The 17,965-nt window shown below is 61.6% G+C and carries 12 protein-coding genes and 1 pseudogene; 5 read left to right on the top strand and 8 right to left on the bottom strand.

The genetic code is table 11. The annotated features are described in order from the left end of the window. Window positions 1–62: 62 nt before the first annotated feature. Both VSR34_RS15035 and VSR34_RS15030 read right to left on the bottom strand, forming a co-directional pair. Window positions 63–623, bottom strand: coding sequence for a cytochrome b/b6 domain-containing protein (locus tag VSR34_RS15035; protein ID WP_342962795.1), 561 nt, complete (start codon window positions 621–623; stop codon window positions 63–65). Window positions 624–648: 25 nt separating this feature from the next. Beyond that, window positions 649–1,023: a cytochrome b562 gene (locus tag VSR34_RS15030; RefSeq protein WP_042289722.1), complete on the bottom strand. Its 375-nt coding sequence runs from the start codon at window positions 1,021–1,023 to the stop codon at window positions 649–651. 644 nt (window positions 1,024–1,667) lie between these two features. Between VSR34_RS15030 and VSR34_RS15025 the strand changes: the two genes are divergently transcribed. Further along, on the top strand, window positions 1,668–3,392 hold the full coding sequence (locus tag VSR34_RS15025) for a methyl-accepting chemotaxis protein (protein ID WP_342962794.1): 1,725 nt from the start codon (window positions 1,668–1,670) through the stop codon (window positions 3,390–3,392). A gap of 239 nt (window positions 3,393–3,631) precedes the next feature. Then, window positions 3,632–4,684 (top strand): sensor domain-containing diguanylate cyclase, encoded by a 1,053-nt coding sequence (locus tag VSR34_RS15020; RefSeq protein WP_342962793.1) that lies wholly within the window; start codon window positions 3,632–3,634, stop codon window positions 4,682–4,684. A gap of 439 nt (window positions 4,685–5,123) precedes the next feature. On the opposite strand, the gene VSR34_RS15015 is transcribed toward VSR34_RS15020, so the two are convergent. The 6 genes from VSR34_RS15015 to VSR34_RS14990 all read right to left on the bottom strand — a co-directional run bounded on the left by VSR34_RS15015 (window position 5,124) and on the right by VSR34_RS14990 (window position 14,409). Next, complete coding sequence (locus tag VSR34_RS15015; protein WP_028212714.1) at window positions 5,124–6,341, bottom strand: DUF2252 family protein; 1,218 nt, start codon at window positions 6,339–6,341, stop codon at window positions 5,124–5,126. Window positions 6,342–6,621: 280 nt separating this feature from the next. Then, a complete protein-coding gene (locus VSR34_RS15010) occupies window positions 6,622–6,897 on the bottom strand; it encodes a hypothetical protein (RefSeq protein WP_342962792.1) in 276 nt (91 codons plus the stop codon). 1,044 nt (window positions 6,898–7,941) lie between these two features. After that, a complete protein-coding gene (locus VSR34_RS15005) occupies window positions 7,942–8,079 on the bottom strand; it encodes a hypothetical protein (protein ID WP_342962791.1) in 138 nt (45 codons plus the stop codon). A gap of 448 nt (window positions 8,080–8,527) precedes the next feature. Further along, window positions 8,528–8,944, bottom strand: a complete 417-nt coding sequence (locus VSR34_RS15000) for a hypothetical protein (protein ID WP_154671247.1) — start codon at window positions 8,942–8,944, stop codon at window positions 8,528–8,530. A 191-nt stretch (window positions 8,945–9,135) separates the two neighbouring features. Further along, on the bottom strand, window positions 9,136–10,137 hold the full coding sequence (locus tag VSR34_RS14995; RefSeq protein ID WP_028230984.1) for a chemotaxis protein CheB: 1,002 nt from the start codon (window positions 10,135–10,137) through the stop codon (window positions 9,136–9,138). A 120-nt stretch (window positions 10,138–10,257) separates the two neighbouring features. Continuing rightward, a complete protein-coding gene (locus VSR34_RS14990) occupies window positions 10,258–14,409 on the bottom strand; it encodes a CheR family methyltransferase (protein ID WP_342962790.1) in 4,152 nt (1,383 codons plus the stop codon). Here VSR34_RS14990 and VSR34_RS14985 point away from each other — a divergent pair. From VSR34_RS14985 to VSR34_RS14975, 3 genes and pseudogenes are all read left to right on the top strand, one after another. After that, the gene (locus VSR34_RS14985) at window positions 14,408–14,656 is read left to right on the top strand and encodes a hypothetical protein (RefSeq protein WP_154671246.1); all 249 of its coding nucleotides are present in this window, start codon (window positions 14,408–14,410) and stop codon (window positions 14,654–14,656) included. The two genes, VSR34_RS14990 and VSR34_RS14985, sit on opposite strands and share 2 nt — an antisense overlap. 918 nt (window positions 14,657–15,574) lie before the next feature. Next, window positions 15,575–16,714: pseudogene (locus tag VSR34_RS14980) on the top strand (2-isopropylmalate synthase); the annotation flags it as partial. Between the two features lie 136 nt (window positions 16,715–16,850). Beyond that, window positions 16,851–17,945 (top strand): branched-chain amino acid aminotransferase, encoded by a 1,095-nt coding sequence (locus tag VSR34_RS14975; protein ID WP_028213742.1) that lies wholly within the window; start codon window positions 16,851–16,853, stop codon window positions 17,943–17,945. The last annotated feature ends 20 nt before the right edge of the window (window positions 17,946–17,965 follow it).

Raw genomic sequence — 17,965 nt, 5'->3', positions numbered from 1 at the left:
CGGCGGTGTCGACAGCATGCGAACCCGTGCGGCTTGCGGAATCGCGACGTAGTCGATCCAGATTAGTCCGCCAGGCGTCTCGCCTTGGGTAGGGGTCGTCGGGGCAAGGGAACGATGCGTGGAATGATGTTTTGCCCCTTGAGAAGCCGGTGCGCCAGCGCCCCTAGCAAATGCAAACCTACCAGTGCGGCCAGTCCATAGGCGGCCATTGCGTGAAGTTCTCCAAACCAGTGAGACAGCTCGCGGTTTCTGGACAAAAGCGTCGGCAACGTGAAGAGTTCAAAGAAGCTGGCTGGATGTCCTGCCGCATTGGTCTTTAGCCACCCGAGCAGAGGAGCCGCAAGCATCAACACGTAGAGCAAGCGATGGACCATGCCTTCGATGAAGTATGCCGCCGTACCGGTTTTGTTCACGGAAGGCGGCAATTGGTCGCGCACACGCAACCGGTTTGTGAGGCGAATGAGTGCGAGGGCGAGGATGGCGATGCCGATCGACTTGTGCAAGGCGAGGAGTCCCTCGCGGTCGTCGAGCAGCCAGCCGATGACAAGATTGCCGATCAGCGCGATGGCCAGCAACCAATGCAAAAGACTGACTGAAATGGGGTAGCGCGAAGGGGCTTTCATGCAATGATGTCCGTTGGCGTATCGATTAGCCCAGCAGGGCGTGGTAGTGCTTTCTGGTCCCGTCGATCCTGCGCAGCGCGTTCTTGGCGGTCGTCATGTCGTTTGCACGAATGGCCTGATCAACCTCGGCAAGTTCGTCCCGCAGAGCCTGCATACCTTCGTCGTAGGTGGGTTGGTCGTCGCGATAAGCTTGATGACTAACTTGCTCCACATCACGTTCCAGACGGGCCACGTAACTGCTCAAGGCGGGCATCGTTGTGCTTGCCATCGCTCCCTGCATGGCGAGCTTCATGTCCTTCATCAGCATCTTGATTTCTCCGGCTTGTGCGAATGACGAAACCGCGAGAAGTGACGCGCACAGCAACAGATTGGCGCGATGGTGGCACGAAAGCTTGAACATGGGCGGTCATCAGGCGTGAGATATCGATTCAGCAATTGTACGGAGCGTAAAGTTAACGCAGGCTTAAGGCCCCAGGCACGGGACGGCGCGGCCAGCGGGTGCGAACTCGCAAGCGAACCTGAGCGCACAGATCGATGACCGCTGTCTGCCGGCGGAAATGCCCAATGAATTTCACACATGAATTTCAGATAAGGGCCGAGCGAAAATGTGGCACGGCGGCAGCGAAAGGTTGTGGCCACATTAATTGGGCGCGGGAGGCTGTTCCAGTCTCATAAACCGACCGATGAAAATCGCAAATTTCCATGCAAGCAATAAGAAAATCTCTGGCTGTCAAGCCTCGATTCATGGGAAACGTTTGCGCTTGTTGTAATAAGAATTCGCCGTTTTTCTGAACAAAAACCGATATGCGATGGTGGGATAGATGTAGTAGTCTTTTAACATTATTGAGGTGATGATGTGAATGTCTTTCAAGAACCGCCAGCTCGTAAGCCCGGCCGTGCCCCGATTTCGTGAGTGTGCCAGCAGCGAGTTTTTTGCAGTTTCAATAGGCTGACTAATTCCACGCTGCGAATATCGACGATCAGTCCCCAGCTGTAGTCAAGCTGCTTTCATTTTACTATTTTAAAAATACGGGGTGATCTTTCGTGCAATATCTGAAGAACCTGAGAGTGTTGACCCAGTTGATGCTGGGCTTTTCCGCGGTGATCGTTCTGTTGATCGGCCTCGGTTTATTCAGCCTCTTCGAGATGAGTGCAGAAAACAGTCATGTCTCGCAGATGCGCGACAACTGGTTACCCTCCGTGCGCAGCAGCCTGCAGATGCAGGCGGGGCTGCGCGAGATTCGCCTTGGCGAATACCGCCTTGCGACTTCTGAGACCCCTGCTCAAATTCAGGAAGCCGATACACGAATCGAGGCCGGCATCGCAAGTTATGGCCGTGCAGTCGCGGAATACGAGACATTCATCTCCGAGCCGGAGGAGAAGATAGCGTTTTCGGATATCCAGACGCTGATGCCGCAATATCTGCAGATCGATCGGCAAATTCGTGCGCTGATCAAAGCGGGCAAGGGGGCCGACGCCATGGCTGTCGTCAGGGATCAGGCGGCTACGCTTCGCGATGCCATCGACAAAGACATCACGACGATTGTCGACGTCAATGTGGCGGGATCCAGGCGCGAAGGTGAAGCCGCAGACCAGGCGTATTCGCACGCTATTGCACTCGTGGTTGGCCTGATCGTCGCTGCGTCGGCAAGTGCGCTGCTGTTGGCGCTGGTCATTGCGCGCGGCCTGGCCAGGCAGCTTGGTGGTGAGCCACGCGAGGCGGCTGCGCTCGCCAGCGACATCGCGCAAGGCAATCTGTGCACGGCGGTCCCGTTGAAGGCGGGCGATCGCAGCAGTCTGATGTTCTCGCTGGGTCTCATGAAGGACCAGTTGACGACAATCGTTCGGGGCATCCAGGCCTCCAGTGAGTCAATTTCGGTCGCTGCCGGCCAGATAGCGCAAGGCAATACCGATCTCTCACGGCGCACTGAAGAGCAGGCCGCGTCACTTGAGGAAACCGCCTCCAGCATGGAAGAGCTCACCAGCACGGTCCGTCATAACGCGGATAACGCAAGGCAGGCAACCGCGATGGCCGGCACGGCATCGGAAATCGCTCAGCGCGGCGGCGAAGTGGTCGGACGGGTGGTCGAGACCATGCACGGGATCTCCGGCAGCTCGGCGAAGATGGCCGAGATCATTAGCGTGATTGAGGGTATCGCGTTCCAGACGAACATCCTGGCGCTCAACGCTGCAGTCGAGGCGGCCCGCGCCGGTGAACAGGGACGGGGGTTTGCCGTCGTGGCTGGCGAGGTCCGCACGCTTGCGCAACGCAGTGCCACCGCGGCCAGGGAAATCAAGGACCTGATCAGCGAGTCGATAGATCGGGTGGACGCTGGCTCGAAGCTGGTGGAGACAGCGGGCAGCACGATCACCGAAATCGTCGAGTCGGTGAAGCGCGTGACTGACATCGTGGGTGAAATTTCTTCGGCATCGGAAGAACAGAGCACCGGGATCGAACAGGTCAATACGGCGGTAAGCCAGATGGACCTCGTGACCCAGCAGAATGCCGCGCTGGTCGAGGAAGCTGCGGCTGCTACGCAGTCGATGGCCGAGCAGGCCCAGGCGCTGCGTCGAGCTGTGGCAGTCTTCAGGATTGCCGATGCATCGCCATCCCGGGTGGTTGCGTCCCGCAATGAGCTGCGTCGGCCGGAACCAGTAGTTCGCACTCCTTCCCGTGCAACTTCGACGAGGCCATCGCCAGTCAGTACTGCCGACAGGGAGGCCGCAGTCGCGACGGATACCGGTGCCGGGGACTGGCAGACATTTTGAGTGGAATCCCGTCGATTTCGCCGCTCGCGAGGGACATTTGCCGAAAGCGCCCGCGTTGCGCGAAGGTGGCAACGTACAGGGAACTCAAAGCGCAACTGGCCAAGCTCGAAAACGAGGCGGCTGCCGTACGGCAACAGGAGCGTCGCCGTACGAGGTTTCAGGCGAACAACCTTCACGCCGCGTTCAAGACTCTGCTGCTACTTGCCGATAACGCACTTACGCGTTATTGGACGATCACGATGAGCCACGAAGAAAAAGATCTGGCACGCAGTTCGCTTCAGGCCGCATTCCTGCGCCATGAGGACAGCCTTGCACCCCCCGGGCGTCAGCCCGGCGAGGACAACCCCGCCGTTTATCGCACGCTGCTCGAATCCACCAGGGCGATCCCCTGGAAGATCGACTGGGCGACGATGCAGTTCGCCTATATCGGCCCGCAGATCGAAGCACTGCTCGGCTACGCGCCGTCCACATGGAGAACGGTCGAGGACTGGGCCGCACGCATGCATCCTGACGACCGTGAGGACGTGGTGAATTTTTGCGTTGCGCAGTCGCAGGCGGGCACCGACCATGAGGCGGACTATCGCGCACTTACGGCGGACGGCGGCTACGTGTGGATTCGCGACGTTGTCCACGTCGTGCGCAAAGAGAACGGCGACGTTGACGCGCTGATCGGCTTCATGTTCGACATCAGCGAACGCAAGCGCACGGAGGAACGGCTCGCGGAACTCCAGCGCGAACTGGAACGCCTCTCGCTGTCCGACAGTTTGACGGGCATCGGCAACCGTCGCATGTTCGACACGGTCATTGCACGCGAATGGGCGAGCGCGGCGGCATCGGGAAAGCCGCTTTCGCTCGTGATGATCGACATCGATTTCTTCAAGTCATACAACGACTATTACGGTCACCTGCAGGGCGACGAATGTCTGAAGCGTATTGCGCGCGTGCTCGGCGAGGCAGCCGGGCCGAACGCGTTCCTGGGCCGGTTTGGCGGCGAGGAATTCGTGCTCGTGCTCGCGCAAACCGACGCCGATCAGGCCGTGCGCATCGCGCAGCGTTGCCGCGCGCTGATCGGGGAGGAAGGCATCGCGCATCTGCGATCCCCCCACGGTCAGCGTGTCACGGCGAGCTTTGGAGTGGCCACCGTCGTGCCGAACGAAGGCATCGACATTACGGCGTTCATCAACCTGACGGATGCCCAACTCTACCAGGCCAAAGATCAGGGACGCAACCGCATCGCGGCGGTGGATCGGGCGGGTATCGGCGGCGAGGGATTCAAGCTGCAGTCGCGCTGATGCTTTCTTTCATAGTGCGACGATCCTTTCGGCACATGGGCGCTTCACGGGAGTGAGGCGAGGGCAGCCCGCTCGGTGGTCAGGCCGTTTAGCCGATGGCGGCTACAAGGTAGAGGTCGGCTGGCATTGCTTGCTCCACCGGCATTGTCAAAGGCGCGGCTTTCAGACGAATATGCTGGGACTCAACGGGACGGTGAAAGCGGCGCGAGCAGACGAAGAGGGCCATGCTGTGGCACTGCTGTGACCCTCAAGCTCTCGCGCAACGGCTTTGGAGTCCGAAGGATTCGCATCGCCGCCTCGCTCATTCAAGAAGAGCTTTCGTCAAATTTCCCGGAATGTCACAACTAGCAGGGCGACATACATACCTGCTATCCGAACTTCGGAAGCACCAACCGCCACTCGCGCATCCATCCTGGGTCCGTCGCGCCGAAGGCTTACGCTAACGATCAAGCGCATAGCGCCTGCAATGTTCCAGGTATTCCTCTTCATGGGCGAGCGTTAGATCAACCATGCAGCGCCATAGCCAGGAGGGAACATTGACCGATCGTGGGCGTCTTGTCTGCAGCTCAGCCAGCCAGCTTTTGCGGGTGGCAGGATTCATTTGCTGTGCGTGGGCCTGACCGATCACGAGCGCGAGGAAGCGCGCCGCCTTGACCGCGTCCGCTTCGGTGAGGCGCTCAGCATCGAGCTTGAGATCCTGGGGCATCAGCTCGCGAATCACGACCGCGCAGCCGTCCAGACGAGCCGCGCACATGCGGTTTCCGAGCAGCGGTGACACGTGTCTCGCCCCCTCCACGACACGCCTTGCGTTGTCACGCGGCATCAGCACGCCGGCCTGTCTCGGCGCCGCTGCGGCGACGGCTTCCTTCACGTCGATCAGGCATGGAGGCCCGCCTGCTGAACAAGTCCCGTCGATGTCGAGCAGCACCGCGTACCGGCGCCGTCCGAGGGAACTGCATCCTTTAACCCAAAATGCTGCGTCGAGCACGTCGATTTTCCCCTCGGCTTTGGCCTGTGGATATAGCGCTTGCCGGACTTCCCGACCGGACTGCGATTCGAATAGCGCACGAATATCCTGCGCTTCAACAGGGGATAGCGGCCAGAAGCGCTTGCCTTGAGGAATGCGGGCACTGCCGTCGATCGTCTGCTGGTCGAGCTTCCGCCAGGACCGGTGCAGCGCCGCCTTCATTGCAACCTTGACGACAGCCGGTCGCTGAACGGGCTTCGTCCTGTCCGGGCGGGCATCATCGAACGCCTGCTCGTAGCCGTCGAGAAGCGCTTGCGCCATACGAAAGGTGATAACGCCTGGCATGTCCGCGCTGCGCGCCGCAGTTGCCAGCGAAAGTCCCAGTCGTAGCAGGTCGTGCACCGGATTGCCGATCACGCTCTGGTCCAGGTCTCTGATCTGAACCGCTACCTCGCCATCCGCATCGGCGAGCGGCCCGAGATTGCCGAGATGGCAGTCACCGCATATCCAGATAGCCGGCCCGACGGGCAAGGCGTTCGCGGCCTGGCTATCGAGCCAGTCATAGAAGCGCTTCGTGCTGCCACGCACATAGTCGTAGGCCGATCGCGCCTTCTTTTGCGCGCGAATCCGTGCGAGTATCGGCGCCCTCTCGCCCGGATCTGGGGGCTGTTTCGAAGTCTTCTTGCTCACGACATTTCCTTGCGAAGCCAAATACTGGCTCCCCGCTGCCGAAACACAGGGGCACATCAGCAGCAAACCGCCCGGCAACGGCGCAACCGTTGCGAACCGGAGCGCATTACGCGTACCCAGGTCGCGCAGTCGCGGGCGCCCCAGGGCAGCATGGCAATGGGATCACTTACTCAGCCGGTGCGCTGGAAGCCGAACGCGAAGGCCATCTCGCCCGAGGTATTCCTAAGCGTTGGGGACGCTGGATCTTTGCGCTTCCCGCTTTCCTGAACCTTCTCGCCTCTCACACAAATGCGGCCCGCAGAGGCGACGGGAGCGCCGCTTCGTGAACGCCGATGCCACTCCCGGCGTCGTTGCGGCTTTCCGGGCGGCAGGGCATCCGTTGTACATCGACGATTTTGGCAGCGGTTACTCGCGTCTCGCTTAACAGCGCACGCTTGAGATCGACCTGCCGAAAATCGTCAAGTCCATCGTCGATACAATTGCGCAGGAGCACACGACGGCGGCGCTCGGCTGTTGTCCTCAATGCGCGACTTTCGTACAGGCCGCTCTCCGCCATGGATGGCTATACTTCCTTCGTTCCGGTGGCCACCCGCTCCGGGACAGCTTCAAAAGGCGACTCGCGGCGTCGTTCCGGTTCGGAGGACGCCGTTTTTTTAAGCAATGACGCGGCACGGACAGCGACGCAACCGACCTGAAGATGCTCGTCGGACAAGAAACTGGTCGTATCGATAAATTCGAAATCCTAACGTATAGTGCTGCAGTTCTGGCGGCGCGCGATGTCGGCGGCAGCAAGCACGTTGATGCCGAGGCTGCGCAGCCGTCCGGCTGCCAGGCACGGCAGGCGCGATGATGCCGAAGCCATCTGTCGTTGCGCGATGGGTGCCCGCATTCGCTGCCGAATGACCGCATCGCCGCCGATCGTCGCGAGGGATCGAGTGTCCTCTAGTGGGCCCGACCATCGAGCCTGATGATCGCCTCGGGTGCTGCCTCTCACGCAGAAGGCGTAAATTGACCGAAGTCACCACCGGCAATGCAGCGCGATGAGTTCGAGAGTCCGAACCGCGATATTAAAAGCGCAACGAAGCGCTGCTTCAACGCTATCGCGAACGCAGCGTCCGATGCGTCTGGCGCCGTCTTTTGTCTTCCCGACTGAAAGGCGGACCTCGTATTCCGCGTTTGCCGGCGAGGTGCCATGGCGCTCAATCGATAACCAGAGATCCGGGACATACGGGGCGTATATTTGCAGGCGCAAGAGCTGCAACGCAGCCTCGCTCTCCAATGATGCCGCTCGGGGTAACCCGACATAGGTTATCTGCATACCAATGCCCATAACGGCCCCACTTGCCAATGCGGAAACAGAACCAGCGCGAGTCCGGCGTCATAAGTGCAATGGTCGCGCCTCGCCGTACAAATCCGTTGATGTTGATCAGTTTTATTGTTATCGGCGACGGGCTATGGCGCAGGGCGGGTGCGCGTTTCCGGCCAGGCTCGAGGCAATCTCGCGTGATAGTCAAGGACAACGACTTCAAGGTACACGGGCAGTCACGCGAGCAGCGGCTGGAGATATCGAGCCGCCGCGTTCGTCACTCAGCAATCAACGTCAGTCGACGCCGACAGTGCCTTCCACGCTACCGTTTTCTGCACCACGCAAGCGTTTTTCGCGGCGATGGCAGCCGGGGTGTTCGGTGCCAGGCGGAACGCCCAACGGTGTTTTCGGCGCGTCGACGAGCTTGATCATTGCGGCCGCAAGCTTCGTTGGGTTGGCTGTTTGTGGTCTGCTGCTGTCCTCAATGCGCGAGTTTCGTACAAGCCGCTCCGCGGCAAGGATGGCGGAGGTCCACCCCCCCGGATGGCTGCAAGTAGCGACTCGCCGCGTCGTTCCGGTTCGGAGGACGCCGTTTTTTTGACGGAATACATACCGGGTGACCCGTTGGGCGACGCATACGGAAGCTAAACCACGCGCAGGATTCTGTGCGCCGGGCCCAACGACGGCCCAACCTGTCCGGTCGAAAACGACTCCCTCCGCAAAGCGCTTTGTACCTGACGCCTGTGGCGGCATGGCCCGCAGCGTATTCCGTCCTTCGCTCTAGAGGCGAGCAGGCCGGATCTCGGTTGCACCCGAAGCCATCGATGCGTTCGAGGCGCATCGAAGAGGACTTGCGACCGGCGAGGAAAGGGTAGCGAGGTCAGCGCGGACGGCTTGGGCTCCCGACGCCTTTTTCCAGCGCGGCATGAGACCGTACACGGACCCCGCCGTAGCGCGGCGCGAGAACGTGTCCCTCGAATGCAACTGGTGAAGCGTCAAGTGTTGGCGGATCCGACCTGGGATATGAACCGGTGCTCGTACCTGTTCGTTCGGGAAGCGGATCCGCGCGTGGCGGTGACCCGGAAGATGGTTCGCGCCGCACGCCGTTCAGCTTGAGAAAACATTCTTCACGGCGTGCCTGCAGCAGGGCCAGCTCCCCGAGCAGATCGGCGCGGGCTTCCTGCCGCCACGGCGTCACCGGCTCATCTGTTTGGCAATCGAGTTGCGTCAGCCGCGCCAGGCGGTACTTGATCTCTGCGTCGAGGTTAAGCAGTGCGACGAGCAGGTCATGAGCCATTCGTATTAGTCTCCATCGCGCTCCAGTTGATTGTGCGTTGCACAATATCAGGGCGGCACGCTGAAAGTCCCTTGGGGAATGCCCCAAGTTACTCGACACTGCCCGGGACGCCCGCGTTGCAGGCAGATACCGGGGCGGCGCCCAGCGTTCGACCGGTCCACGCCCTCAATACCGCCCCGAACGGCGAACCGTCATTGGGCCAGCGCCTCATCGCTCCCGCTTCGGAACGCGCTTCTTAGCGCCTCGAGAAGCCTCGCGCTTTCGTCGATTCGCGCCTGCTCGATTTCGACTTCTTTTCGATCGCCGACACGTTCGGCCCATTTCTGCCGCTCGCGCGCAAATATGATCCGCTCGTTGACTGCGCGGATCGCTGACCATATGGCTTCTTCCTCGACCTTCTCCCGGCCATCCTGGAGGGAGAGTGCATTAAAGGCGTGGCCCGTGTGGCAGCGATAGCGCAGGACCCGGTCGTCACGCATGCGCCAGAGGGTGCCACCGCATTCAGGACAGGTGATCGGTGAACGTTCCCCGACCCTGTCGAGGTCCTCCGGTTCGACGACGTCCATCCCGTCCAGGCTGGCCTCCGGATCCGGTTTTTCGGTGGGCATGAGGTTCACCTCCCTGCGCGGTGCACCGTGCACGGCTGCCAGGATGTGGTCCGCGAGCCGTTCGCCACTCGCGATCGCGTCAGCACCTGCAGCCGCGAGCGCTGAGCAGGGCATGGACGGGGCCTCGCAGTCGGCCGGGTCCTGGACGATACAGTAGCCGCCATGCGCGCGTACGATTGCGAGTCCTGCGGCGCCGTCGTCGAGATCTCCACTGAGTACGGCGGCGACGACGTGTTCGCCGTAACTGGCCGCGGCGGACCTGAACAGGGGATCGGCGGCGGGGCGTGCGAAGTTTTCGGCGGCTCCGTCATCCAGATGAAGCCGATGCCGCGATAGCCGCAGGTGACGATCCGGCGGTGCGACGTAAATCCTGCCGCTCGCGACGCGCTCCCCGTCAACAGGGTGGCTTGCCGGCAGGGGGCCCCACCTTGATATCAGCTCGGGCAGGGCGCTCTCGTGCCGGCCGACGTGCAATACGATGCACACGGCCGCCGGCAGGTCAGGCGGTAGTCGGGCAGCGAGTGTGCGCAGTACGCCGAAAGCGCCGCGCGAACCGCCGATGACGACAATGTGGCGTGATTCCATGGTTCTCCGCGTTCATGGCGCTTGCGCAAACACTGTTCCCGCTTCTCCGCAGTCTGGATGAGTGCGGCGAATCTGCTGCTGCGACGAGATGCTTCGTCGCAGCAGCAGGCTCAGACCGCACTACCGGCTGTTCAGCGTCGGCAGGAAGTTTCTCAGGATCTGCGTCAGTGCCTGAAAGTCGATCGGCTTGCTGATCTGCGCGTCGAATCCGGCCTCGAGAATACGGCGTCGCCCGGCTTCCTGGTCACTGGCCGTCACCGCCACGGTGCGGGCGCTCTCGAGTAACGGCCTGGCCTTCACGCGAGCGATGAATTCCTGTGCGTTGGCAGCCGAGTCCTGGACCTCACAGATCACGACATCGACCGGTTGGCTCTCCATCGCCCTGATCGCGTGGTCCATGTCGTTGGCGGTGATGATGGTCGCGCCCTCCAGTTCGAGCAGCTTGCCAAGGGATGCAGTGGTCTCCGGGTCGTCGAGCGCAAGCATGGCCCGCACGCCTGCAAGCGATCCCGAAAGCGGCGTGTCCTGTCCAGCTTCTGGCGTGCTGTCCAGCGCCGGAAGCCATACGGTCAGCGTGGTTCCGCGGCCTGGCCCGTCGGACTGAGCGGCGACGCGACCACCGTGCATGTCGACGAGCTGCCTCACGACGGCGAGGCCGATTCCAAGGCCGCTCCTGGTCCGGCTGCGCGCTCCCTGACGATACATCTCGAAGATGTGGGGCAGTTCCGACGCCGCGATGCCTTCGCCGTTGTCAATCACATCGACGCGCACCATGTTCGCCTCGTGAGTCAGGCGCACTTCGATTGCGCCACCGTCGCGGGTGAACTTGATTGCATTCGACACGAGGTTCCACAGGATCTGTTCGCAACGGGCGCGGTCGGCGCTCACCATGGCGGGCTGCTCCGTGCCGGTGACGGACAGACTGATGTGGCGTGCGGCGGTATCGGGCTCGCAGGCCTGGGTGATGTCGCGCACCGTCGCGGCGAAATCGACCGGCTCCAGTTCGAGCGCGAGCTTGCCGGTGCGAACGCGCGACAGGTCAAGGAGATCGTCGATGATCTGCGCCTGGCTGCGAACCGCGCGCTTGATCGCGTCGGCAGTCACGCGCACTACCGCGATATCGCGCGTCTGGGGCAGTCGCGGCAGTGTTTCGGCCTTCATGCCGATGAGGTTCAGCGGGTTTTTGAGCTCGTGAGAGAGCACCGCGATGAACTCGTCTTTCAACTGGCTCGTGTCCGACACGCGCTGCCGCTCCTCCTGTTCGTGCATCAGCGCATCGTCCTTGGCGTCCTCGCGCTGCTTGCGCTGCGTGAGGTCACGCAGGATCTTGGCAAAGCCCGTGAACGACGCATCGGAGATCGGCGTGACGACACCGCTGCACCACACGCGGCGGTGGTCCCGGGTTACGTACCAGCGCTCGTCGTCGGCGCGCCCTTCGGTCGCGGCTGTCTCCCGTTCGCGCACGGGCGCCTGTGTCTCACGGTCCTGCGGTTCGTAGATGAGCGAGATGTCCTTGCCCCTGACCTCGGCTTCGGCATAGCCGAAGATCCGCTCGGCGCCCGTGTTCCAACTGACGATGCGGCCGGCGGGATCGTGAACGATGATGGCGTAATCGTTGGTCGACTGGGCCACAAGCCTCAGCCGCTGTTCGCCGATTCTGGCCTGCTCTTCCGCCTCGTGGCGCGCAGTGATGTCGATCAACGTGAGGACTGCGCCATCGATGCGGTCGTCGGCCGTGCGGTAAGGCAACAGCCGCATCAGATACCACCGTCCGTCCTGGCTTTGCACTTCCCGCTCGATGAGCTTGAGCGTTTCGAATGCTTCCTTGACGTCCTCCGCAAGCGACGGGTGCTTCAGGGAATGCGTGATGTCGAACAGCGAGCGCCCGATGTCCGAGTCGATCAGCTTGAAGATGCGCGTCGCGCTCGGGGTGAACCGCTTGACCTGGATTTTCTTGTCGACGAAGACGGTTGCGATCTCGGTCGAGACGATGATGTTCTGGAGGTCGTCGTTCGCTTTCGCGGTTTCCTCGACACGCGAGTGCAACTCCGAGTTCAGCGTCGTCAGCTCCTCGTTGACCGACTGCAATTCTTCCTTGCTGCTCTCCAGCTCTTCCGTGGCCGACCGAAGTTCCTCGTTGATTGCCTGCAATTCCTCGTTCGAGGCCTTCAGCTCTTCGACGGACGTCTCGTACTGCTCGATCGTGGTGGCCAGCTGTTCGCGGCTGTGTTGCAACTCCTGTTCGAGCTGCACCAGCACCGGGTCCTGGCCCTTGTGCTCGGCTTCGCCTTCCTCGGACATGCGCTCCTGCACCTCGTCGAACAGCACGAGGAAGAAGTCGGCGTTGACGCCCGGGTCGTGAAAGGGGCGCACAGTCATGTTGATCCACGACGTGCGGCCGTCGCGGACCATCTTCACGCGCCGGGCCTCGACGCTCGCGCCGGTTTGCAGTGCGCGAAACAGCGTCGTGCGAAGATCCAGCCGCAATTCGGGTACGACGACGGCCATGATATTGGTCGAAGGCTCGCCCCCGGCATGATGCAGGAATCTGCCTGCGTTATCGGACAGATGCACGATCGCCGAGTCACGGTCCACGATGACGCTCGGCGGCGCGTATTCTTCGAGGACGCGCTGGTGCAGCGCCGAAAATGAGAAGTTGCGCCGGTCGGGCGGCAGCGGCGGTCTCGCGCTTGCGACCACCGACTGCGCGTCCTCGGTGGCCACACCCGGCTGCGCCAGCGAAGGGAAGGAAACTGCCTGCCTCGCGCGGTTGAGGATCTTTCTCGCCCTGTAGATGCGATGCTTTTTGTCGACGACCGTGAAGAGGTCGTCGGCTGCATCGGCAGACTCGGCCGATCCGAGGAAGAGATATCCGCCAGGGCGCAGCGCAAAGTGGAACAGCTCCAGAACCTGCCGTTGAACGGCGCGATCCAGATAGATGAGGACGTTCCTGCAGGAGATGAAATCGAGATGCGAAAACGGCGGGTCTTTCAGCAGGCTGTGTGCCGCAAAGAGAATGCGCTCACGTACCGGCTTGACGATCACATAGCGGCCTGCCTCGTGAATGAAGTAGCGGCGCAGCAGATCGGCGGGCACGTCCGCGGCAATGGACTCCGGGTAGGACCCGGTGCGCGCACGCGCGATTGCCGTCTCATCGATATCTGTGGCAAAGACCTGCAGCGCGGATGCCGAGCCAGCTGCCTCACGCGCCTGGGCCATGAGCACGGCAATGGAGTAGGCTTCCTCGCCCGTCGAACAGCCGGCAATCCATACGCGAATCTGCGCATCGCTGGGGGCGGCGCGGAACAGCTCGGGAGTGACCGTCTCGCGCAGGAAGTCAAACGCCTCGCGGTCGCGGAAGAACTGCGTAACGCCGATCAGCATGTCCGCAAGCAGCGCGGTCGTTTCTTCGGGGTTGCTGCGCAGATAGTTGCGGTAGCGCTCGAGATCGGGAAGACCGTTCACCTGCAGACGCCGCTCGATGCGGCGCAGCACCGTGGCGCGTTTGTAGTGACGGAAATCATGGCCTGTGCGTACGCGCAGATGCATCAGGATGTCCTGGAGTACGCGCTCGGCATCGCCTCGCGGCATGCCTTCGTCTTCCTCCGGCTCGGCCGTTTCCAGTTCGGGCACGTGGATTCGCCGGGCATTGTCCCGCAGCTCCAGCAGCTTCTGGGGCATTTCGGCAGCCGGCAGGATGATATCGATCTGTCCCGTGGTAATGGCATGCTTCGGCATCTCGGGATATTCGGCATCGTTCGGCTCCTGCGCCATCGTTACGCCGCCTTTCTCCTTGATATGGCTGAGGCCCGCCGCCCCATCCGAGCCCGTCCCGGACAGCACGATACCCATGGCGTTCACGCCCTGGGCGTCGGCGAGGGTACGGAAGAACTCGTCGATGGTCAGAATCCTGCGGTCCGGCTCATCGCGATCGGTCACGTGCAGGTAGCCGTCGGACAGGCGAAGCTGCTTGCCCGGCGCGATGACATACACGTGATTGCTTTCGATCCGCGTAGCGCTCGTGACCTGAGCGACCGGCATGGCGGTGGCCCGCTGCAGGATCGCGTCGGCGTGGCTTTCGTGTTCCGGCGACAGATGGATGATGACGACGAACGCCATCCCCATGGAGGCCGGCGCATGACTGAAAAAATTGATCAGCGCAGGAATGCCACCGGCCGATGTCCCGATGCCCACGACCGTGAGCAGGGGATGACCCGCCGCGGCGCGGACGTCATCGGCCCGGCCGATATCGCCTGGATTGGTGGTGGTCATGTCGAAGGTCCTCTATCTGGCCGTCATTGCCGGCCGGCATTGTTGTGTTGGGCGAAATCCGGTCGGGCAGATGACAGGTGTGTACGGGCACTCCTGCGCGTCGTCGCAGGATGCGATCCGCACCTTACTGCCGCTTGAACCTGCGGTCAACGTGCCGCCCACAACTCGCTGCCGTCAAGACGTGTTGGCCGCCTGGCCGGCGGGTCGGCGCGCCGACGCTCGCCTGCCAGGGCTCGCCGAAGTCTGACGCTGCACGATGGTCAGGGCGGCCGGCTATCGTCGCTAACGCTGCTTCGCCCTCGAATGCCGGGACGGCATGATCCGCTGATGGATGGCGGGGCCGGACCTCGCGGCGTCCAGGGGCCAGGCAAAATCGGCTCGGCTCATAACCGTCGCAGGCGCCGTGAACCTCGATCGTGTTGAATTCACTTGCGCGTGCAATACGTCAAGTTGACATGGCGAACGTCAGAGGCCAACGGTGGTGCTTCACGACTTGTTGTGGAGAAAGATGGGGGCCGCGTTTCGGCAGAGGCCGGGCTGGCGCTTTCCAGTTGCCTGTCAGGCAGGCAATGACGGGTCAGTTTGGCCATGCTGAATATTGATGCCGAGATCGGGGCACGCCTCGCCCGCCTTGCGCAGATGGAGCGCGGCGCAGAAGCTTGCCTTGCGCCTTGGCTTGACGAGGCGCGAAGCGCCCTGCGAACTGATCTGGCCATGTTGAGGGCACGCTGCGGCGTGCAATTTCTCAGGCTGAATGGCCTGGCACCCTGCGACCAGCCTGGTTAGGCACAGGCCCGGTTGCCCAGACGCAGTGCTCTTCTACCCAGCCCATCGCACGCGCACGAGCAAATGTCGGCGCTTCGTTTTCGTCGATGAGATTGTCATCGAGACACAGAGGGTGAATATCGTCTTCGAATGAGGAGGGGCACAATTTTGCTTCGTCCCGTCATCGGCGGGCTCGTACTGCAGGTCCCCGTCCGGCCCGCCCGTTGGCGCGCCAGCGGGCTTTCGAAGTCGCGGGTTGACCCCAGGTTCAGCTGAAATATCGTTGGCTATAATCGCGGACGGCCGGGTGCTGTGATCCAGCGTACCGGCAAGCGCAAGCGGGAAAGGCTACCCCCATTCCCCTGATCAATGCAGTTGCCGATCCCTACAGGAGACTGGCATGGCAGAACAACTCATCATTTTCGATACCACCTTGCGGGATGGAGAGCAGTCGCCGGGTGCGTCGATGACGAAAGAAGAAAAACTCCGGATCGCCAGGCAGCTGGAGCGTATGCGGGTCGACGTGATCGAAGCGGGCTTCGCGGCGAGCTCCGACGGCGATTTCCAGGCAGTGCGTGCAATCGCAAGCGAAGTGAAAGATAGCATTATCTGTTCTCTCGCACGCGCGAACGAGCGTGACATATCACGTGCGGCCGAAGCGCTGCAGCCAGCCAGTCGTTTTCGCATCCATACCTTTCTCGCGACGTCGCCGCTGCATATGGAGAAAAAGCTCCGCATGTCGCCCGACCAGGTGTACGAGCAGGCGCGTCGCGCAGTGCGTGAGGCGCGTCGTTTCACCGATGACGTCGAGTTCTCGCCAGAGGACGCTAGTCGCTCAGACATGGACTTTCTCTGCCGGGTGCTGGAAGGCGTCATTGCCGAAGGCGCGACCACGATCAACGTACCCGATACCGTTGGCTATGCCATGCCAGAAGGTTATGCAGCATTGATCCGCGAACTACGTGAGCGCATTCCGAATTCAGACCGGGCGGTTTTTTCGGTGCACTGTCACGATGATCTTGGCCTCGCCGTGGCGAACTCGTTAGCCGCGGTCAAATCCGGCGGCGCAAGGCAGATCGAGTGCACGATCAACGGACTTGGCGAACGGGCAGGGAATACGGCGCTCGAGGAAGTCGTCATGGCGGTCAAGACCCGGAGAGATCATTTCGACCTCGACGTGCGCGTCGATACGAGCCAGATTGTCGCGGCTTCGCAGTTGGTCTCGGAGATTACCGGGTTCGCAGTGCAGCCCAACAAGGCGGTAGTTGGCGCTAATGCGTTCGCTCATGCGTCCGGCATCCACCAGGACGGTGTGCTCAAAGCGCGCGATACGTACGAAATCATGCGGGCGGAAGACGTAGGCTGGAGTGCAAACAGGATCGTGCTTGGGAAGCTCTCCGGTCGAACTGCCTTCAAACAGCGCCTGCGTGAGCTCGGCGTTATGATGAACAGCGACGCTGAATTGAATGCAGCGTTCGCGCGCTTCAAGGCTCTCGCTGATCGTGAGGCCATCGTTTCCGATGTCGCGCTGGTCGCCCTGGCACGGCAGGGCGAGGGCGTGAATTCCGGCAGCATGCATCCATAACGGTTAGCGAAAAAAGGCTTTCACACCACAGACCGCCGGACTGCAGGAATATCCTGCGGCCGCGTTATTTTCGTCATTGCTCGAAGAAACCATGAATACTGAAACAACTGTCCAGTTTGTTATTTCGCCCAGCACGACACCGACCCCGCACGATGAGATCGCCGCGAGCATCGCCAACCCGGTATTTGGTCGCGTGTTCACCGATCACATGGCGACCGTTCGATGGACCAATGCGCTTGGCTGGCACGACGCGAAAGTTGAGCCGCGCCGGCCGTTTCAGATCGACCCCGCCTGCGCTGTGCTGCACTACGCGCAGGAGATTTTCGAAGGCATGAAAGCCTATCGCGGCGACGACGGCTCGATCTCGCTTTTCAGGCCTCACGAGAATGCCAGGCGGTTTCGCGCGTCGGCAGCGCGCATGTCGATGGCGGAACTCCCCGAAACACTCTTTGTCGGCGCAGTGGAGGCACTCGTGAAGATCGACCGGGACTGGGTTCCTGGCGGCGATGGCAGTTTGTACCTTCGGCCTTTCATGTTTGCAACGGAGAATTTCCTCGGGGTGCGCGCCGCCAACGAGTATCTGTTCTGTGTTATCGCTTCGCCCGTTGGGCCGTATTTCAAGGCGGGCAAGACGGCGGTCACTGTTTGGGTCTCCGACCAATACACCCGTGCGGCGCCAGGTGGAACGGGCGCGGCCAAGTGCGGCGGAAATTATGCCGCCAGCCTGATTGCGCAAACCGAAGCGGCAGCGAAAGGCTGCGACCAGGTCGTGTTCCTCGACGCTGCGGAACACAAATGGGTCGAAGAACTGGGCGGCATGAACGTGTTCTTCGTGATGGACGACGGCTCCCTGCGTACACCTCCGCTATCGGGCACCATCCTGCCCGGTATTACGCGCGCTTCCATTATTGAACTGGCCAAACGGGAGGGCATCGCAGTCTCCGAAGAGCCTTATGCATTCGCATCGTGGCAAGCCGATGCGATCAGCGGTCGAGTCAAGGAGGCCTTTGCCTGTGGTACGGCAGCGGTTGTGACGGCCATCGGAGAGGTTCGTCACGCGGCGGGCGAATTCAAGATCGGCGATGGCGGCGAAGGCCCTGTCACGCAACGAATTCGCACTACGCTCACCGGTATTCAGCGCGGGAAAATTTCTGACGCATTCGGCTGGACCCATAAGGTGTCTTGAGCGATTTTCCTGGAACCGGT

The organism is Paraburkholderia sp. JHI2823 (assembly GCF_038900695.1).
GTDB lineage: Bacteria > Pseudomonadota > Gammaproteobacteria > Burkholderiales > Burkholderiaceae > Paraburkholderia > Paraburkholderia mimosarum.
Note: the sequence above shows the minus strand (reverse complement) of the source record. Positions and strands in the feature narration are given on the sequence as shown.